The sequence below is a fragment of the Nocardia sp. CNS-044 genome, from assembly GCF_059570515.1.
Map to the genome: position 1 here is coordinate 77,711 of NZ_JCANSX010000011.1, position 20,329 is coordinate 98,039.

Sequence of the window (20,329 nt, forward strand, 5' to 3'; positions counted from 1 at the left end):
CCGCCGTAGGGGGGTCGGGGAGTTGCGTCAGTTGCGGCAGAACGGAGTGATGAATGAGTTCATTGGCCACCGATCGCGTCGACCAATGCACTTCGGGTGAGTTTTCGGCACAACCCTTCGCTCTCTCCCCAGCGCAGACGGCCCTGTGGTACGCCCAGCGGATTCGGCCCGACGTACCCTTGACGATCGCCCAATACGTCGAGATCCACGGAGATCTGGACGTCGGGTGTCTGCTCTACGCGATCGAGCGTTTCGGTGCCGAGACCGAGGTCGGGCACGTCCGAATGGCGGAGATCGACGGTATTCCCCATCAGATGGTCGACTGGTCCCGCCGCCCCGGCTGGGGCCGCTTCGATCTGCGCGACGAACCCGACCCGCGCGGCGCCGCGCTGCGCTGGATGACCGAGCACGCCAGCTCTCCCATCGATCTGGAACACGATCCACTCACAACCAACGTGGTGCTGCGCGTCGGTGACTACGAGTATTTCTGGTACTCGCGCGGCCACCACATCGTGATCGACGGCTACGGCGCGATGAACGCGCTGACCCGCACGGCCGAGATCTACACCGCGGTCCAGAACCAGACGGAGCCGTCGGTCTCGCGCGCGACCGGGCTGGCGCAGATCTACGCCGACGAGTCGGCCTACCGCGAGTCCAACCGGTTCCGCACCGACCGCGAGTACTGGCTCGAACAGCTCTCGGGCGCGGGCGGACCGCTCAGCCTGTCCACCGTCGCGGTCACCTCCTCGACCCCGGATCCGGGCAGGCATCTGGCCATGGGCATGCTCGACGACCGCGCCGACGCCGCCATGACCGCGGCGATGGCGGCGTTCGACACGAACAACTCGACGCTGTTCGTGGCGGCGCTCGCCTGCTACGTGCGCTCGGTGACCGGCGATTCGGATGTGGTGCTGAGCCTGCCCGTCGCGGCGCGGACCACCGTCGCGCTGCGTCGTTCGGCGGGCGTGCTGTCGAACGTGGTGCCGATTCGCCTGCGCTTCGACGCGGACACCACCGTGGGCGACGTGGTGCGCTCGACGGAACTGCAGATCACCGGCGCCCTGCGGCATCAGCGCTACCGGCACGACGACATCCGGCGCGATTGCGGCTACTCCAGGGACGCGCGCGGATTCTTCGGGCCGATGGTCAACATCATGCTGTTCCACAACGAGCTGAAGTTCGGCGAGTCGACCGGCTCGCTGCACGTGCTCGCCACCGGACCGGTGGAAGACCTCTCGATCAACCTCTACAACGGCGAAGCCGGCCACATCCACGTCGACTTCGAGGCCAACCCGAGGCTGTACGCCGACCGCGAGGTCGCCATGCACCACGGTCGTTTCCTCGACTTCCTCGGCGAGTTCCTGGAATCCGAGCCGGAGACCGCGGCGGCGTCGCTGTGCGCGATCACCGACGCCGAGCGCGAACTGGTGTTGGGCGAATGGAACGACACAGAGACGCCCGTCCGGGAAGGCACGCTGGCCGAGCTGTTCGCCGAGCGTGTGGAGATCTGCCCGGAGGCGACCGCGCTCGAGTTCGAGGGACGCGCGCTGACCTACCGTGAGCTCGACGAGCGGGCCAATCGGTTGGCGCGCTTGCTCATCGCGCGCGGCGCGGGCCCGGACACGGTCGTCGGTCTCTGCCTGCGGCGCGGCATCGAACTGGTCGTCGGCATGTACGCGATCGTCAAGGCGGGCGCGGCCTACCTGCCGCTGGACCCCGATCACCCGGCCGATCGCATCGACGGCATCCTCGGCCAGGCCGCTCCGGTGTGCCTGCTCGGCGCCGAGCGCGACGGGCTGGCGCTTCCGGTGCGCGCCCCGGTGCTGATGCTCGACACCTTGGACACGTCCGGCTATGACGCCGCGCCGATCACCGACGCCGACCGGTGGGCGCCGCTGCGTCCCGAGCACCTCGCCTACGTCATCTTCACCTCGGGCTCCACCGGAAAACCCAAGGGCGTCGGCGTATCTCACGAGTCCATCGTGAACCGGCTGCACTGGATGCAGCACGAGTACCCGCTCGACCGCACCGACGCGGTTTTGCAGAAGACCCCGGCCACCTTCGACGTCTCGGTCTGGGAGTTCTTCTGGCCCTTGCAGATCGGCGCGCGTCTGGTGATCGCGGCGCCCGACGGCCACCGCGATCCCGCCTACCTCGCGCGCGTCATCGCCGAGAAGCGCATCACCACGGCGCATTTCGTGCCGTCCATGCTGTCGGTGTTCGTCACCGACACCGATGTGCGCGGGTGCGTCGGCCTGCGCAGGGTGTTCTGCAGCGGCGAGGCGTTGCCCGCCGCCACCGTTCGCGATTTCCACGCGGTGCTGCGCGGCACCGAGCTGCACAACTTGTACGGGCCCACCGAGGCCGCCGTCGACGTCACCTACTGGCCGTGCCCGAGTTCGCCGGAGACCGTGCCGATCGGCTCGCCGGTCTGGAACACCCAGACCTACGTGCTCGACGAGCGGCTGCGACCGGTGCCACCCGGCGTCGTCGGCGAGTTGTACCTGGCCGGTGTGCAGCTGGCCCGCGGTTATCTCGGCCAGCCGCGGCTGACCGCCGACCGATTCGTGGCCAACCCGTTCACTCCCGGCGCGCGCATGTACCGCACCGGCGATCTCGCCCGCTGGCAGCTCGAGCCGACGGCCGAGGGCCGCGGTGTGCTGGAGTACCTGGGCCGCACCGACTTCCAGGTGAAGATCCGCGGCCTGCGCATCGAGCTCGGCGAGATCGAGGCCGCGCTGCTGGACGACGAGCGCGTCACCAGGGCGGTCTGTGTGGCGCACACCGGGCGCACCGGCGACGAGCTGGTGGCCTACGTGGTCGCCGCACCGGGCGCGGACGACGAGCGCATGGACACCCAGACCCTGCTGGCCGCGCTGCGCCGCACGCTGCCCGCCTACATGGTCCCCGCGGCGGTCATCGAACTCGACGAACTACCGCTCAGCGCCAACGGCAAGATCGACCGCAAGGCGCTGCCGGTGCCGACGCTGGTCGCGAGGACGATGCCGGTGACCGCTGCGCCGCGCACCGAGGTGGAGCGCGCGCTCGCGGCGATATTCAGCGAAGTGCTCGGCATCGACGCGATCGGGCTCGAGGACAGCTTCTTCGATCTCGGCGGCAACTCGCTGATCGCCGCCCGCGCCGTCGCGCGGATCAACGTCGCGCTGGGCACCGCGCTGACCATCCGCGACCTGTTCGAGGCGTCCACGGTGGCCGCCCTCACCCAGCGCTTCGCCTCGCACATCCCCGACACCACCTCGCCGCGGTTGCTGCCCGCCGAACGGCCGGAACGGATTCCGCTGTCGCTGGCCCAGCAGCGGTTGTGGATCCTGAACCGCTTCGCCGAGCATGCCGCCGCGTACAACATGCCGCTGGCCGTCCGCCTCGACGGACCGCTCGACCATGCGGCACTGCGCGCCGGTCTCGTCGACGTGATCGATCGCCACGAGAGCCTGCGCACCACCTTCCCGGAAGCCGCCGACGGCCCCTACCAGCTGATCCACCAGGCCGCCGACATCCCGCTGACCCTGGATCCGATCGACGCCATCGGCGCCGACGTGGCCGCGCTGGCCACCGAGTTCGCCGGGTACGGCTTCGATCTGCGCGGTCAGGCGCCGATCCGGGTCGCCCTGTGGCAGACCGGTCCGCAGCAGCACGTGTTCCTGATCGTGCTGCACCACATCTGTGGTGACGGCTGGTCGGTGACGCCGCTGGCCAAGGACCTGATGGCGGCGGTGGCCGCGCGCGCGGAGGGCGCCGCGCCGCGGTGGACGCCGCTGCCGGTGCAGTACGCCGATTTCGCCCTCTGGCAGCGCGAACTGCTCGGCGACGAGAACGATCCGGCCAGCGCGCTGAGCCGCCAGCTGACCTACTGGCGTTCGGCGCTGGCCGGCCTGCCCGACCAGCTCGACCTGCCGCTGGATCGCCCGCGCCCGATGCGCCGCTCCACCACCGGCGGCCGGGTCGCGTTCACCATCTCGGCCGAAACTCGCCGCGCCGCGGCCGAACTCGCCGCCAGCCGCGGTGTCAGCATGTTCATGGTGCTGCACGCGGCACTGGCCACCCTGCTGGCCCGGCTGTGCGCGAGCTCCGACATCGCGGTCGGCACCCCGATCGCCGGCCGCTCCGATCCGGCGCTCGACGACCTGGTCGGCATGTTCGTCAACACGCTGGTGCTGCGCACCGAGGTCGACGCGGCGGCCGGTTTCGACCGGATGCTCGACGTTGCCCGCGAGACCGACCTGAACGCGTTCGCCAACGCGGACGTGCCGTTCGAGCGGCTGGTCGAGGTGGTCAACCCGGAGCGGTCGGCCGCGCGACACCCGCTGTTCCAGGTGATGCTGTCCTACGACCGCGCGCCGGAACTCGGCGTCGAACTGCCGAACGTGACGGCCCAGGTGGTGCCGCTCGCGGCCGACGTAGCCAAGTTCGATCTGCAGCTCGAGGTGCACGACAGCTTCGGCGACGGTCCGCTCACCGCCGAATTCGGCTACGCCAAGGATGTTTTCGACGAGCGGACCGTCGAATCGTTCGCACGCCGTTTCGTCGCCCTGCTCACCGCGGCGGTCGCGGCGCCGGAGATGCCGGTCGGCGACATAGCCATCCTCGACCGCAGGGAAGCCGACAACCTGGTCCCCATCGCGGCCGCACCCGCCGAGCCGTCGATCTCGCTGGCCCGCCTGCTCACCGCCACCGCCGAGCGGCTGCCCGACGCCGTCGCGGTGCGCTACCTCGGACAGGCCACCACCTATCGCGAACTCGACGAGATGTCGAACCGCCTGGCGCGCGTGCTGATCGAGCACGGCGCGGGGCCCGAGGTGGTGGTGGCCATCGCGCTGCCGCGCAGCCTCGACTCGATCGCCGCGGTCTGGGCCGTCGCGAAAACCGGTGCGGCGTATGTGCCGATCGATCCCGGCTACCCGGCCGAGCGGATCGGGCACATGATCGCCGACTCCGGCGCGTTTCTCGGCCTGACCATTCCGGAGTGCTTGGCCGCCATACCCGAATGGCCCGCACCGCGTGGGCGGCACCGCAAGTCCTACGTGGACTGGCTGGTGCTCGGGTCGACCGAACTGGCGGCCGAGTGCGACCATCACTCCACCGCGCCGATCACCGACGCCGACCGGCACCACCCGCTGCGGACCAGCCACCCCGCCTACCTGATCTACACCTCGGGCTCGACCGGAATTCCCAAGGCCGTCGTGGTGACCCACGCCGGCATCGCGTCGCTGGCCAGCGAGCAGATGCACAAGTTCGGCGTCACGGATTCCGCACGCACGCTGCACTTCTCGTCGCCGAGCTTCGACGCGTCGGTACTCGAACTGCTGCTCGGTTTCGCGGCGGGCGCGACCATCGTGATCGCTCCGGCCGGGATGTACGGCGGTGCGGAGCTGGCGGAACTGTTGCGCGACGAGCACGTCACGCACGCGTTCATCACCCCCGCCGCGCTGGCCACCGTGCCGGACGAGGGTCTCGACGAGCTCGAGGCCGTGATCGTCGGCGGCGAGGCGTGCTCCGAGGAGCTCGTGGCGACCTGGTCGGCGCGGCACCGCATGCACAACATGTACGGGCCGTCCGAGGCCACCGTCGCCGCGACGGCGTCGGGACCGATGGCGGCGGGACATCCGGTGCCGCTCGGCATGCCGGTGCGCGGCATGCGCCTGTTCGTGCTCGACCGGCGCCTGCACCCGGTGCCGCCGGGCACGCCGGGCGAGCTGTACCTGTCCGGCCCCGGCCTGGCCCGCGGCTACCTCGGCCGTTACAGCCTGACGGCGCAACGCTTCCCGGCGAATCCGCACGGCAGGCGAGGCGAAAGGATGTACCGCACCGGCGATCTGGTGGTCGCCGATCCGGCCGGGCGGCTGCGCTTCCTCGGCAGGGCCGACGACCAGATCAAGATCCGCGGCTTCCGCGTCGAACTCAGCGAGATCGACCACGCGCTGCGCACGCACCCCGGCGTGCGTTCCGCGCTGACGATCGTGCACGCCGGCAACCACGGCGACCCGCGGCTGGTATCCTACGTGACGGCGGAGAAGGACGCGGAGGGCGTGACGCCCGCCGCGATCCTGGAGACAGCGCGACAGCAGCTGCCCGGCTACATGGTGCCCGCCTCGGTGATGATGCTCGATCGGCTGCCCGTCGCCCCGTCCGGCAAGCTGGACCGAAAGGCCTTGCCGCAGCCGGTGTTCGCGGCCGCAGGTCCGTCGCGCGCGCCGCGCACCGAGACCGAGATCCGGGTGGCGGGCGTGTTCGGCGCCGTGCTCGGACACCCGGTCGAGGGCGCCGAGGACAGCTTCTTCGACATCGGCGGCACCTCGCTGCTCGCCACCAGGTTGGCGGCCGCGCTGCACGCCGAGTTCGGTGTGGATCTGCCGGTGCGGACGCTGTTCGAGGAGCCGACGGTCGCCGCCGTCGCCGAGCGATTGGCGGAAGCGCCCCGGACGCGACGGGTGGCGCTGGCTGTGCACACTCCGCGTCCGGGACGCATCCCGCTGTCGCTGCCGCAGCAGCGACTGTGGTTCCTCAATCGATTCTCGCCCGAATCCAGCGCCTACAACATCGCTTTCGTCATTCGAATCGACGGCGATCTGGATGTGCCCGCGCTGCGCGCCGCGCTCACCGATCTGGTGGAGCGGCACGAGGTGCTGCGCACCGTGTACCCGGAGGACAGCGCGGGCGCCCAGCAGCTGGTCCTGCCGATCGGCCGGGCGCTGCCCTCGGTGGAGCCGATCATGGTCGACGAGGCGGGGGCGACGGACGCGCTGCGCGTAGTCGCGCGCGGCGGCTTCGACCTGACCAGGGACACGCCGCTGCGAATCGCGTTGCTGCGCACCGCTACTCAGCGCTACCAACTCGGTATCGTGGTGCACCACATCGCGGCCGACGGCTGGTCGCTCGGCCCGCTGACCCGCGACCTCGCGGTGGCCTACGCGGCGCGCCGCGAAGGTCGCGCGCCGGTGTGGACGCCACTTCCGGTGCAGTACGCCGACTTCGGGCTCTGGCAGCGGGCCTGCCTCGGCGACGAGAGCGATCCGGAGAGCGTCGCGGGCGCGCAGCTCGCCTACTGGCGCACCGAACTGGCCAACCTGCCCACCGAGCTGCCACTGCCGTACGACCGCCCGCGGCCGCTCGACCCGACCCAGCAGGCGGGCACCGTGCGGTTCGCCGTGCCGGAGCCGGTCCAGCGGGCGCTCGCCGAACTCGCGCGTGAGCAGGGCGTCAGCCTGTTCATGGTGCTGCGCTCGGCACTGGCCGTGCTGCTGCGGTTCGTCACCGGCGGGCGCGACATCGTGATCGGCACGCCGGTCGCGGGCCGCACGGACACCAAGCTCGACGAACTGGTCGGCATGTTCGTGAACACCATGATGCTGCGCTCCGACGTGGATCCGGACCGGCCGTTCAGCGACCAGTTGCGCGCCGACCGCGACACCGAGCTGACCGCCATGGCCAACGCCGACGTGCCGTTCGAGCGCGTCGTCGAGGAGCTGGGCCGGGTCGCGGGCGCCGGGGCGAACCGGCCGCTGTTCCAGGTGGCGCTGACCGTTCAGGACGGGCCCACGCCGACTCTCGAACTGCCGGAGCTGGCGCTGAGCGCCGAGGAACTGGACATCGCGCGCGCCAAGTTCGATCTGGAGCTGCGGGTCGCGGCCCGTGACGCCGGCGCACGTGACTTCGAATTCGTCTACGCGGCAGAGCTTTTCGACGCCGAGACGGTCGAGACGCTGGCCGATCGGTTCTTGCGCGTGCTGACCGCGGTCACCGCCGACCCGCGTGCGCTGGTCCGTGAGATCGATGCTCGCACCGAGAACGAGCGCAGGCTGCTGAGCCCGGCGACCGGCGGGCAGACCACGTCGCAGCTCACCTTGGCGGCGTACTTCACCGTCACGGCGCGGCGGCACGCGCGGCGCGACGCGGTGCGGTCCGGCGGCGCCTCGATGACCTACGCCGAACTCGACCGGCGTTCGAACCGCTTGGCCCGTGCCCTCGTCGGGCGCGGCATCGGCGTCGGCGATCGGGTCGCGCTCGGCCTGACCCGCTCCATCGACTCGGTGCTGACCGTGCTCGCGGTCGCCAAATCCGGTGCGGCCTTCGTGCCGGTGGACCCGAACTACCCGGCCGATCGCGTCCGCCACATGCTGACCGACTCCGGCTGCCGGTTCGGCGTCAGCGTGTCCGGGCACGCCGGGCGGCTGCGCGCCGCGGGCGACGAAGCGTCGACCGACTGGCTGCTGCTCGACGAGCCGGCCATGACGGCGGAGCTGGACGGGCTGGACGACGGACCGATCGATGACGCGGAGCTGTCGCGGCCCGTGCGGATCGCCGACCTGGCCTACATCATCTACACCTCGGGCTCGACCGGTAGGCCGAAGGGCGTCGCGGTCACCCACAGCGGACTGTCGAACTTCGCCGACGAGATCCGCGACCGGATGCGGGTCGACGCGGACGCGCGGACGCTGCACTTCTCCTCGCCGAGCTTCGACGCCGCCGTGTTCGACCTGCTGCTCGCGGTGGGTGCGGGCGGGACCATGGTGATCTGCCCGCCGGACATCTACGGCGGCGACGAGCTGGCCGCGCTGATGGACCGCGAGCGGGTCACCCACACGTTCATGACGCCCGCGGCGCTGTCCACCATCGACAACGAACGCTGGCCGCTGCCGCACCTGCGTTCGCTCATGATCGGCGGCGAGGCGTGGGGGCCGGAGCTGGTGGCCCGCTGGGCGCCGGGGCGGCTGATGTTGAACGGGTACGGCCCGACCGAGACGACGGTCGTCGTCACGGCGGCCGAGGTGACCGTCGGCGCGCCGATCACGATCGGCACGCTGGTGCGCGGTGCGCGGGCCATGGTGCTCGACGACCGGCTGCGGCCGGTGCCCGTCGGCGTGCCCGGCGACCTGTATCTGGGCGGATTCGGGGTGGCGCGTGGCTATTTCGACCGACTCGGCCTCACCGCCGCGCGGTTCGTCGCCGACCCGTTCGGACCGGCGGGCGCCCGCATGTACCGCACGGGCGACGTGGTGCGCTGGAACGCCGCGAACGAGCTGGTCTACCTCGGCCGCAGCGACCACCAGGTGAAGGTGCGCGGGTTCCGCATCGAGCTCGGCGAGATCACCGCCGCGCTCGGCGGGCACCCGAGCGTGCGGTTCGCGCACACCGACGTCCGCCACATCGCGGGCGCCGATCGGATCGTCGCCTTCGTCCAGCCGATCGATGTGCGCGCGGGCGTGAACACCGAGGCCTTGCGCGCGCACGTCGCGGAACAGCTTCCGGCGCACATGGTTCCGGTGAGCATCACGGTGCTCGACCGGATTCCGCTCACCCCGGTGGGCAAGCTGGATACCGCGGCGCTGCCAGAGCCGCAGTTCGCGGCCGTATCCGTCGGCCGGGCGCCGGAGACCGAACTGGAGAAGCTGGTCGCCTCCGTGATGGCCGATCTGGTCGGCGCGGAGACGGTCGGCGCCAGCGACAGCTTCTTCGACATCGGCGGAAACTCGCTGCTGGCCACCCAGCTCGTCGCGCGACTGGAGGCGGCGACCAACACCCGGCTCGAGGTGCGCAGCGTCTTCACCGCGCCGACCGTCGCCGAGCTGGCCGCCATGCTCGAGTCCGGGCCGTCCGGCGCGGAGGCGCGCCCCGGGCCGGTGCCGCGCGAGCGGCCCGACCGGATTCCGTTGTCCGCCGCGCAGCACCGGCTGTGGTTCCTCAACCGGTTCAACGAAGTCGGCCCGGTCGCCGACGCGGCGGACCGCAGCGCGGGCGCCTACAACATTCCGGTCGTGCTGCGGATGCGCGGCGAACTGGATGTCGACGCGCTGGTGTGGGCGCTGCACGAGGTGCAGGCCAGGCACGAGTCGCTGCGCACGGTGTTCCCGGAGCTGGACGGCGAACCTGCCCAGGTGGTCCTGGATCCCGCCGACGCGGCGGTGACGCTGTTCGTCGCGACGGTCACCCCCGACGGCGTCGCCGACGCGGTCCGGAGTTTCGCCGAACCGGGCTTCGACCTCGGCGAGTCCGTGCCGCTGCGCGCGGCGCTGATCACCGTGTCCGACGAACCCGATCCGGACGGCACGGCCCGGCCCGCCGCCTCGACCGACAACGTCCTCGTGCTCGTCGTGCACCACATCGCGATGGACGGCTGGTCGCTGGAGCCGCTGGCCGTCGACGTGGCCGTGGCCTACCGCGCCGCCTGCGCCGGACAGCGGCCGGAATGGGACGAGCTGACCCTGCAGTACGCGGATTACACACTGTGGCAGCGGGATACGCTCGGCGCCGAAGACGATCCCGACTCGGTGCTTCGCCGCCAGCTCGACTACTGGCGAGCCACCCTCGACGGTGTTCCCGAACTGCTGAACGTGCCCGCGGACCGGCCGCGGCCGCCCGTGCCCTCCTATCGTGGCGGCACGGTGGAATGCGCGATCGACGCGGTCACCCACCGCGAGCTGCAGGCGGTGGCCACCAGCAACAACGTCAGCATGTTCATGGTGCTGCACGCCGCCCTCGCGGTGCTGCTGCACCGGATGACCGCCACCGACGACATCGCGGTCGGCACCGCGATCGCGGGCCGCGGCCACCCGGCGCTGGACCGGATGATCGGCATGTTCGTCAACACGCTGGTACTGCGCACCCGGCTCGATCCGGACGCGCGGTTCACCGACCTGCTGCACAGCGTGCGGGACACCGATCTGGACGCGTTCGCGCACGCCGACCTGCCGTTCGAACGCCTCGTCGAGGTGCTCAACCCGGCCCGCTCGCAGGCGCACCATCCGCTGTTCCAGGTGATGCTCTCGGTGCGAAATCGTCCGCTGCGGAGCCTGGAACTGCCGGGTCTGCGCATCGAGGCCGAGGACGGCGACACCGGGATCGCCAAGTTCGACCTGCAGTTCACCCTCACCGAGGAGCAGACCGCGCAGCGCGAGCCAGGCGGTATCTCTCTCGCGGTGAACTACGCGAGCGATCTGTTCGACGAGCGGACCGCGCACGGACTCGGCAAGCGCCTGGTCCGCCTGCTCGGGGCGATCGCGGCGACGCCGACCGCCGCCGTCGGCGATCTGGAACTGCTCGACCCCGAGGAGTGGACCGGGCTGGCTCCGGTGCGCGGCATCGAGGCCGACCGCCCGATCGTCTTCTCCGACGTGTTCGAGGCCGCGGCGAACGTCGACCGCACCGCGGTGGCGCTGATCTCGGACGGCACACAGGTGACCTACGACGCGCTGGATCGCTGGACCAACCGGCTGGCCCGGGTGCTCATCGGCCACGGCGTCGGTCCGGAAACCCTGGTGGCGCTGGGTATTCCGCGTTCGATCGAGTCGGTCGCCTCGGTCCTCGCGGTCGCCAAGGCGGGTGCGGCGTTCGTGCCGGTCGACCCGCTGTACCCGGCCGGGCGCATCTCCCACATGCTCACCGATTCCGGTACGGCGCTGGGTATCACGCTCGCCGAGTACCGCGACGAGCTGCCCGACGGCGTCGAGTGGATCGTGCTGGACGACGCGCAGTTCCGCGCGGGCGTGCTCGCGGCGTCGGACAAGGCGATCGTGCAACGGGAGCGGGTGCGCCCGCTGCGGGTCGACAACCCGGCGTACGTGATCTACACCTCCGGTTCGACGGGCACCCCGAAGGGCGTGATGGTCACACACGGCGGCTTGTCCAACTTCGCCGCCGAGACCGCGGAGCGCTTCGACGTCCAACCCGGTTGCCGCGTGCTGCATTTCGCGACGCCGAGCTTCGACGCCGCGATGCTGGACCTGCTGCTCGCCCTGGGCGGCGCGGCGACGCTGGTGATCACCCCGCCCGGAGTGGTCGGCGGCGCGGAGCTGGCAGAGGTGTTCATCGAGGAACGGATCACCCACGCGTTCATCACGACCTCCGCGCTCGGCACGGTCGACCCGACCGGTGTCACCGATCTGGCGCACGTACTGGTCGGCGGCGAGGCGCTGCCGCCCGATCTGGTCGCCCGGTGGGCGCCCGGTCGCAACCTGTACAACGCGTACGGGCCCACCGAGACCACCATCGTCACGGTGATCTCCCAGCCCATGGAGCCCGACGGGCCGATCACCATCGGCGGCCCGATCCGCGGCGTCGCCGCCACCGTGCTGGACGCCAGGCTGCATCCGGCGCCGGTCGGCGTCACCGGTGAGCTGCACCTGGCGGGCAGCGCGCTGGCCCGCGGCTACCTGAACCGGCCGGGACTGACCGCGCTGCGGTTCGTCGCGAACCCGTACGGCAAGCCGGGTGAGCGCATGTACCGCACCGGCGACCTGGTGCGCTGGTGGTCCGGCGCGGCGGAAGGCGAACACGAGATCGAGTACGTCGGCCGCACCGACCACCAGGTCAAGATCCGCGGCTTCCGCATCGAGCTCGGCGAGATCGACACCGCGCTGACTCGCCACCGCGCGGTCGAGTTCGCCACCACCATCGGCTATCGCACGCCCGCGGGCAGCACGGCGCTGGTGTCGTATGTGAAGCCGCGCAAAGGAACCGAGGTCGGCGCCGCCGAGTTGACCGAGCACGTGGCCGGGCTGGTGCCGAATTACATGGTGCCGCAATCGATCATGCTCATCGATGAGGTCCCGCTGAGCCCGGTCGGCAAACTCGACCGCAAGGCGCTGCCGGAACCGGTGTTCAGCGCGTCCGGCGGCTACCGGGCGCCGAGCAACCCGGTCGAGGCGGTGCTGTGCGCGGCCTTCGAATCGGTGCTCGGGGTGGAAAGGGTCGGCGCCGACGACGCCTTCTTCGAACTCGGCGGCAACTCGCTGCTGGCCACGAAGGTTGTCGCCCAGGTGCGGGCCGAGGGCATCGACCTGCCGGTGCAGGTGATGTTCGGCGAGGCGACACCCGCCGCCATCGCCGCGCGGCTGGCAGGTTCCGACGGCGCGGCCACCGCGATGGCCGGTGCGCTCGGCGCGGTGCTGCCGATCCGGCCGACCGCTCCGGGACGCCGGGCTCCGCTGTTCTGCGTCCACCCGGCGATCGGGCTGTCCTGGTGCTACTCGGGTCTGCTCGCGCACCTGTCGCCGGACCGGCCGCTGTACGGGCTGCAATCACCGCACGTCGCGGGGGAGGAGGGTTTCGCCACCATCGGCGAGGCCGCGGATTACTACGTGGCGCACATCAAGTCGGTGCAGGCCGAAGGTCCGTACCACCTGCTCGGCTGGTCGCTCGGCGGTCTCATCGCGCACGAGATCGCGGTGCGGCTGCAGGAGTCCGGCGACGAGGTGGCGCTGCTGGCGATGATGGACAGCTACCAGCTCTCCGACGAATTGCTCGAACACGCCATCCCGGGCGTCGCCGACATCATCGCGGAGTTCGGCAGCGACCTCGGCGACGACGTCGAACTCGATCCCACGATGAGCCTGCTCGACGCGGCGGAACTGCTGCGCTCGCGCCCCGGCGCGTTCGCGGCGCTCACCGTCGAGCACCTGGAAAGGCTGTACACCGGCTACACCAACGGCACGGAGCTGGCGCACGGCTTCCAGCCGCGCACCTTCGATGGCGACGTGCTGTTCTTCACCGCCGCGGCCGACGAGATCAACCAGGCCGATCCGGCACGGTGCGCGGCGGCGTGGGAGCCGTTCGTCACCGGAACCGTCCACGACCACGAACTGCTCTGCCGCCATTCGGCCATGACCGCACCCGAGTCGCTCGCCGTGATCGGACCGGTGCTGAACCGGCAGCTCGACGGCGGCGCGGGCACAACGAAGGAGGATGCCTAGTGAGTGAGGTGCGGTCATGACTCTCGCGGTGGAGGTGCGCGGTCTCGTCAAGAACTACGGCAAGATTCGAGTGCTCGACGACATCGACCTGGAGATTCCGGCGGGCACGGTGATGGGACTGCTCGGGCCCAACGGCGCGGGCAAGACCACCACCGTCCGGATCGTCACGACCCTGCTGAAGCCGTGCGCGGGTTCGGTGCGGGTGGCCGGTATCGACGTGCTCCGCGACCCGGCGGACGCGCGGCGGCGGATCGGTCTCTCCGGTCAGTACGCGGCGGTCGACGCCAACCTCTCGGGCTACGAGAACCTCCGCATGGTGGCCCGGCTCTACGGCATGACACCGCGCCAAGCCACCACCCGCGCCGCCGAACTGCTCGGCGCGCTCGGCCTCGACCACGCCGCGCACCGCCGCGCGGGCACCTACTCCGGCGGCATGGCGCGCCGCCTCGACCTGGCGGGCGCGCTCGTCGCCCGGCCCGCGGTGGTGGTGCTCGACGAGCCGACCACCGGTCTGGATCCGCGCGGCAGGCTCGACATGTGGCGGGTCATCGGCGATCTCGTCGACGACGGCACCACCGTGCTGCTCACCACCCAGTACCTGGAAGAGGCCGATCTGCTCGCCGACCGCATCACCGTCATCGACCGCGGGCGGGTCATCGCGCGCGGTTCGGCCGACGAGCTGAAGACCTCCATCGGCGGCGACCGGCTCACCGTCACCCTGGCGCCCGGCCAGGAGGCCAAGCCCGCGATGACGGTGCTCGCCCAGATCGGCGTCGGCGAGCCGAGCCACGAGACCGGCACCGACGAGGTGACGGTGGTGGTCGGCGACGGCTCGCGCACCATGGTCGAGGCGTTGCGCAGGCTCGACGACGCCGGGGTGTGCGTGGTCGACGCGAGCGTGCACCGACCCAGTCTCGACGACGTATTCCTGTCCCTCACCGGCACATCGGCGGCGACGCCGAGCGCCGAATCGGAAACCGACGACGTACCCGAGGAGATCATGTCGTGAGTCAGCGACGCGAACCGACAACTACGACAGCGGCATCGCCCCGCGCGAGCGAGGTGGCCCCGTGACGAGTGCCTCCACCGTGGTACGCGACGAGCTCGACAAGGCCGAGGAGACCGCGCAGACGAAACCGAAAGAGCCGGTGCCCCAAGAGATCACGCCACCGAAGCTGCGGATCTTCCGGGACAGCGCGATCGTCGCCTGGCGCAATCTGCTGACCATCCTGCGGGTGCCGACGCTGCTGGTGACCGCGACCATCCAGCCGTTGATGTTCGTGTTCCTCTTCGCCTACATCTTCGGCGCCTCGCTGGGCGGCAGCCAGTACCGCGAGTTCCTGCTGGCCGGAATCTTCGCCCAGACGGTCGCTTTCAATGCGGCGTTCACCACCGTCGGCCTGGCGGGCGACCTGCACAAGGGCATCATCGATCGGATGCGCACGCTGCCCATGTCGCGGCTCGCGGTGCTCATGGGCCGCACGCTCTCGGACCTGGCCGTGAACATCCTGAGCTTGGTGGTCATGGTGGTCTGCGGCTACATCGTCGGCTGGCGGATCAACGGCGGAATCGCCGACGCCGTCCTGGCCTTCGGGATCATCCTGCTGTTCGCGTTCGCGATGTCGTGGGTCGGCGCGGTCACCGGTCTGTTCTCGCCGACCGTCGAGGTCGCCCAGTCCGCGGGCCTGATCTGGTTGTTCCCGCTCAGCTTCATCTCGTCGGCGTTCATTTCCGCCGAGACGCTGCCGGGGCCGCTGCGCACCATGGCGGAGTGGAATCCGATCACCGCGGTCTCGGCGTCCGGACGCAAGTTGTTCGAGAACGATTCCCCGCCCTCGTTCGTGCCGCCCTCGGGCTGGGCCGCCGAGCACTGTGTCGAGTACGCCATCATCTGCTCGGTCGCGATCCTGGCCGTGGCGATGCCGTTGGCGCTGCTGCGCTACCGCAAGGTCGCCAGCCACTGAGTCGCGGACACGACGAAAGGCCGCCTCCCGATCGGGAGGCGGCCTTTTCAGTCGGCTGCGTCAGGCGCGGCGGCGGGTCTTGAGCAGTTCGAGGCGCTCCTTGAGCAGCTCCTCGAGCTCTTCCTTGCTGCGACGCTCCAGCAGCATGTCCCAGTGGGTGCGCGGCGGCTTGACCTTCTTGGTCTCCTGCGTGGTGCCCTCGACCAGGATGCCCTCCTGGCCGTTGCGACACAGCCAGGTCGGGGGGATCTCGGCGTCGTCGGCGAAGGGCACGTCGAACTCTTCGCCGTTGTCGGTGCGGTACCGGGCGATCCGACGCGGGGCCAGGTCGTGGTCGCGATCGGTCTCGTAGCTCACCGCTCCGAGCCGACTGCCCCGGAGTACGCGATCTGCCATGGTGTGCCTCTCCCTGTGTGCTCGAGTCTTGTTGCGCTGCGACCGTGCCCGGCGAACGCGTCCTGCGCTCGCTGGACCTCTAGTGCAACGAACGGGCCTGCGTCAATAGTTCCCGACACGGCGACGGTGAACCGTTCCATTGTAGTCGGTGGCGATGTCGTGCTTCGCGACGCGGGCGTCCTGCGGTTTCCCATGTTGCGGTCCGGCGACGGCGGGGGGTCTGCGGGCGAACTCGCCGGGCGACACACTAGTGTTCTGCCTCATGTCGCGCCGCTTGCTGTCCTGCCTGTGGTGTGGGCGGGAGATCGTGGAGTCGGAGGCCGGACGTCGTCGCCGGTACTGCCGCCAGTCCTGCCGCCAACGGGCCTACGAACACCGCAACAGCCTCAAAGGCACCGGTATCCCGGAAGACTCCGTGGTGCTCAGCGCCCAGGAGGCCGCCGACCTCGCCGACCGCTGGTTCGCGGCCCGCTGCGCCGCCGAGGACATCGCCACCGCGATCGGCGAAGGCGCCGACGCCACCGAACTCGCCTCCCTCAGCGCCACCCTCGTCACCTTGGCCAGAGAAGCCGAACGCCTGCGCTAGCCCCGACGCCCGATTCCGCGTCTTATGGCAGCTCCTGTAGTCCAGCACCGGATGGTGAGGCACTACCTACGCCGCGAGACGGCGGGCGCGGTAGTAGAGGACGAAGGTTGCGGTTGTGGTGAAGGTGAGGAGGGCGGCGTAGGCGGTGAGGGTGTGGGGGTCGGGGTGGAGGAGGGATTGGGCGCGCATGGCTTGCCAGAAGGTGATGGCGAGTACGCCGGTGTAGGTGAGGGCGAGGACGGTCATGAGGGCGGCGCGGGTGGGTTCGGGGCGCAGCCAGCGGTGGCGGCGGGCCAGGTAGGTGAGCAGGAAGGTGGCCAGGAGCAGGGCTTGGATGCTGTGCAGGCCGATGAAGTGGGGGACGCGGAGGTCGCCGCCGATGGTGCTCCAGTGGGTGAGCGGCATGCCTTCGGCGGTGTCGCGGATCGCGAGTTCGACGGCGGGCGCATCTTCCGGCAACACGGTGTGGCCAGCGACCAGCTCCACGACTTGTCCGTTGGCGTCACGGACGAGCTGTTCGCCGGTGAAGCCCATCATGTACCCGAGCGCCATGCCCGCCACGGCCAGCGCCAGTCCGGCGTGGATGGCCCGGGCGGTGGGCCGGTCGACCAGCCGCTGCCAGGACAGGATCAGCACGATGAGCAGGTTCGCGAAGAACAGGCCCGGCACGCCGGTGGCGAACACCATCTGGCCGATGGAGTTGACCGGGTCGTCGGACGAGTTGAAATGGCTGAAGGTGCCGCGCGCGGCCTGGACCACGATGAAGCCCACGTCGAGCGCCCCGGTCACCGCGAACGTCGTGCCGAGCCACCAGGTGGCGCGAGATCCCTTGTGCGGCACGGACAACAGCCATGCGAGCGTGATCTCGTATACCGCGAACGCCACCCCGAACTTGAAGGTCTTCAACCACACGGACTCCCCGAGCAGCGTGCGGTCGTCGACGATCATCCCGCCCAGCGAGAACAGGACGAGCGCGGCCATAGCGACCGATGACCAGAGCAGGGGACGGTGCAGGCGCCGGGTATCGCGCGGGAGATCGGGCTGATCGTATCCGCTGACGGTGGCGAGTTCGGTCGTCGACATGTCCCGAACGTAGGAATCGCGGACGCCGGAACACGTCCCGCCACAGCACTATTCGCGCCCCGTACCGGAGTATCAGACGACTCCGCCGCTCACCCTGGGGCGGGGGAGCGGCGGAAGAACGCACATGCCCGCGAACGGCGCTGTTCGCGGGCATGGCTGCCGGGAGTGACGACCGGCGGGGATTCGCGAGCCCCTCATCGGGCTCGCGAACCCGGGTGCGGATCACTCCCCGGCGAAACCTACGTGGACGCCACGGGCGGCGAGCCACGGCATCGGGTCGATCGGGCCGTAGGTGGGATCGTGCACTTCGTAGTGCAGGTGCGGACCGGTGGACTGGCCACGGTTACCGACGGTCGCGATCACGTCGCCTGCCAGGACCGGCTGACCGACCTCCGCGAGGATATCGTTGACGTGTCCGTAGACTCCGACGGTGCCGTCGTCCTGCTGGACTCGCACCCACAGGCCGAAGCCGGAAGCGGGGCCTGCCTCGATCACGACGCCGTCGGTGACGGCGAAGATCGGAGCGCCGATCGGGTCGCCGAAGTCGAGGCCGTTGTGCTGCGAGCCCCAGCGGGAACCGAAGTTGGAGGTGAGTCGGCCCGCGACGGGACGCACGGTGTGCGGACGGGCGGGTTCCGCGATGGGTTCCGCGACGGGCGCCGGGGCGGCTTCCTGAGCGGCGCGGTGCTCGTCCCAGGCCTCGGGAGCGGACGGCTGGGTCGGGTCGAACGCCGCGTACTGGATGGCGCTGGAGTTCGCGGCGGTTTCGGCGGCCGCGGGAGCCGGGTTGTCGGGGTTGGCGAAAGCCAGGACGCCGAGGGAGGCGCCAACGGCGGCGGAGACGGCCACCGCACGGGTGGCGACACGGTGCCGGCGAGAGCGAGTCGCGCCGGGCCGAAGGGCTGATAACAGATCGGTCACGGGCATGACTCGAAGCTAACGGACCGTGATAGTCGAATTGTTATCTTGTGGCTACCATCACAGAACGGTAAAAGCCCAGCTCGAGTATCACGAACAGATAACGGAGGAGCGCGTCCGTGTTACCGACCTGGGGAAATTGGGTAGTAAGCGATCTTGACCAGCTAATTGCTAGTTGATCACAATGTTTAAGTGGCGACTAACGGAGTTCGGGCACTCGAGGCGCTGGCCGAGCCGACCAGGCGGGCGATTTTCGAGGCGCTGCCGCATGCGCCGAGATCGGTGGGGGAGCTGGCCGACCTGGTCGGCGTGAGCAGCTCGGCGGTCTCCCAGCACCTGAAAGTGCTGCGGGCGGCGCGGCTGGTCATGGTGCGCGCGGAAGGCACCCGGCGGGTGTACACGCTCGATCCGCGCGGACTCGGCGACGCGCGCGACTACCTCGAACAGTTCTGGCCGAGCGCGCTGGCGGCCTACGCGGCCGCGCTGAGCGAGGCGCGCGCCGAGCAATAAGGAGTCAGCCCACCCTGCGGTAGGTCGGGCGCCGCGCCGCGGCGGAGTTTCGCTGGTCGAGTTGCTTCTCGACCGCGCCGACGACCTCGCCCACTCCGATACGCAGCAACCCGGGATCGGGCGTATCGGCATGCCGATCACCCGTCTGACCCGCCCACAACACGATGTGCCTGGCAAGCAGATGCGGTGGCGGTCCGCCCCAGTGCGGCGGCGTCGGGCCGAACAACAGAACGGTGCGGGTGCCGAAAGCCGTGGCCAGCCGCGCGACGCCCGTATCACCGCTGATCACCAACGCGGCCTCGGCGACCGTGGCGGCGAGGTCGATGAGGTTCTGCTCGCCCGCGAGCACGTTCGCCTGGGAAAGTCCGGCGCGCGCGGCGACGTTCAGCGCGATGTCCCGCTCGAACTCGTCGCCGGTGAGCACCACCTCGCGGCCGAGCACCAGCAGGTGCCGGACGACCGCGGCGAACCGGTCCGGCGGCCAGCGCCGCGCGGGAGCGCCCGCCCCGACGTGCACGACGACGCAGTCGCGGCGGCTGTTGGTGGAGACGGGCGGCACCAAGCCCAGGTTGCGGCGGTCGGCCACGAGGCCGTCGGACTCGAGCAGGTGACACCACCGCTCCACGTCGTGCATGTCCGGCTGCCAGATCGGGCCCGCCAGCTCGGGGAAGGCCGGGTTGCGGTAGGTCAGGATCCGTGCCGGATCGGTCTTCACCAGCTCGACGACGCTCTCGGCGCTCGGCCCGTGCAGGTTCACCGCCAGCTTCGGCGACGGTCCGTCCCAGCGCAGCGCGCTCACGTCGGCGGTGGGGACCATGGTGTCCACCGAGGTGATCAGGTCCACGATCGGCTTGAGCCGGTGCGGCGCGGCGAGGACGATCTGGTCGCTCGGCTTGGCTCGTCGCAGCGCACGGAGCGCCGGGACCGCGGTGAGCAGATCACCGAGTCCGCGTGCCTGTAGCACGAGTACAACCGCCACCCTCTTCTCCTAGCAACCCGAGACTCACGAAATGCGACCCCCACCCCGCAGGTGTTCAAACGACGAGAGCCACTTACGGATGACTTCCCATGGCGCTCGGGCGGTAAACGTGGAGCCCGTCGAGCGTTATCCACGCCACTCTCCGCGGCGCGGCAGTACCCTCGCACCTGGCGGCAACTACAGCTAA

Annotated in this window: 9 protein-coding genes; 5 read left to right on the forward strand and 4 right to left on the reverse strand. The window is 70.3% G+C overall.

Annotation, left to right across the window (positions count from 1 at the left end; all coding sequences use genetic code 11):
• The first annotated feature begins 53 nt into the window (after positions 1-53).
• From T333_RS28715 to T333_RS28725, 3 genes are all read left to right on the forward strand, one after another.
• A complete protein-coding gene (locus T333_RS28715) occupies positions 54-13,706 on the forward strand; it encodes an amino acid adenylation domain-containing protein (RefSeq protein ID WP_496426444.1) in 13,653 nt (4,550 codons plus the stop codon).
• A 16-nt stretch (positions 13,707-13,722) separates the two neighbouring features.
• The gene (locus tag T333_RS28720; protein WP_355002588.1) at positions 13,723-14,715 is read left to right on the forward strand and encodes an ATP-binding cassette domain-containing protein; all 993 of its coding nucleotides are present in this window, start codon (positions 13,723-13,725) and stop codon (positions 14,713-14,715) included.
• Between the two features lie 172 nt (positions 14,716-14,887).
• Positions 14,888-15,670: an ABC transporter permease gene (locus T333_RS28725; RefSeq protein WP_355002674.1), complete on the forward strand. Its 783-nt coding sequence runs from the start codon at positions 14,888-14,890 to the stop codon at positions 15,668-15,670.
• A gap of 60 nt (positions 15,671-15,730) precedes the next feature.
• On the opposite strand, the gene T333_RS28730 is transcribed toward T333_RS28725, so the two are convergent.
• A complete protein-coding gene (locus T333_RS28730; protein ID WP_067791875.1) occupies positions 15,731-16,066 on the reverse strand; it encodes an RNA polymerase-binding protein RbpA in 336 nt (111 codons plus the stop codon).
• A gap of 262 nt (positions 16,067-16,328) precedes the next feature.
• Here T333_RS28730 and T333_RS28735 point away from each other — a divergent pair, with 262 nt between their 5' ends.
• Entirely contained in the window at positions 16,329-16,652 is a 324-nt protein-coding gene (locus tag T333_RS28735) for a hypothetical protein (protein ID WP_355002589.1), read from the forward strand.
• Between the two features lie 66 nt (positions 16,653-16,718).
• On the opposite strand, the gene T333_RS28740 is transcribed toward T333_RS28735, so the two are convergent.
• Together T333_RS28740 and T333_RS28745 are read right to left on the reverse strand one after the other, a co-directional pair.
• Positions 16,719-17,735: a hypothetical protein gene (locus tag T333_RS28740; RefSeq protein ID WP_496426445.1), complete on the reverse strand. Its 1,017-nt coding sequence runs from the start codon at positions 17,733-17,735 to the stop codon at positions 16,719-16,721.
• Positions 17,736-17,957: 222 nt separating this feature from the next.
• Complete coding sequence (locus T333_RS28745) at positions 17,958-18,662, reverse strand: M23 family metallopeptidase (RefSeq protein WP_496426446.1); 705 nt, start codon at positions 18,660-18,662, stop codon at positions 17,958-17,960.
• A 183-nt stretch (positions 18,663-18,845) separates the two neighbouring features.
• Between T333_RS28745 and T333_RS28750 the strand changes: the two genes are divergently transcribed.
• The gene (locus T333_RS28750) at positions 18,846-19,163 is read left to right on the forward strand and encodes an ArsR/SmtB family transcription factor (RefSeq protein ID WP_355002592.1); all 318 of its coding nucleotides are present in this window, start codon (positions 18,846-18,848) and stop codon (positions 19,161-19,163) included.
• Between the two features lie 4 nt (positions 19,164-19,167).
• Here T333_RS28750 and T333_RS28755 read toward each other — a convergent pair whose 3' ends face one another.
• Entirely contained in the window at positions 19,168-20,142 is a 975-nt protein-coding gene (locus tag T333_RS28755) for a glycosyltransferase family 9 protein (RefSeq protein ID WP_496426447.1), read from the reverse strand.
• Positions 20,143-20,329: the final 187 nt, after the last annotated feature.

Excerpts from the sequence above, each read along its gene's own strand:
- T333_RS28730 (WP_067791875.1), bottom strand. The coding sequence starts at position 16,066 with ATGGCAGATCGCGTACTCCGGGGCAGTCGGCTCGGAGCGGTGAGCTAC.
- T333_RS28720 (WP_355002588.1), top strand. The coding sequence starts at position 13,723 with ATGACTCTCGCGGTGGAGGTGCGCGGTCTCGTCAAGAACTACGGCAAG.
- T333_RS28735 (WP_355002589.1), top strand. The coding sequence starts at position 16,329 with ATGTCGCGCCGCTTGCTGTCCTGCCTGTGGTGTGGGCGGGAGATCGTG.
- T333_RS28715 (WP_496426444.1), top strand. The coding sequence starts at position 54 with ATGAGTTCATTGGCCACCGATCGCGTCGACCAATGCACTTCGGGTGAG.
- T333_RS28745 (WP_496426446.1), bottom strand. The coding sequence starts at position 18,662 with ATGCCCGTGACCGATCTGTTATCAGCCCTTCGGCCCGGCGCGACTCGC.
- T333_RS28740 (WP_496426445.1), bottom strand. The coding sequence starts at position 17,735 with ATGTCGACGACCGAACTCGCCACCGTCAGCGGATACGATCAGCCCGAT.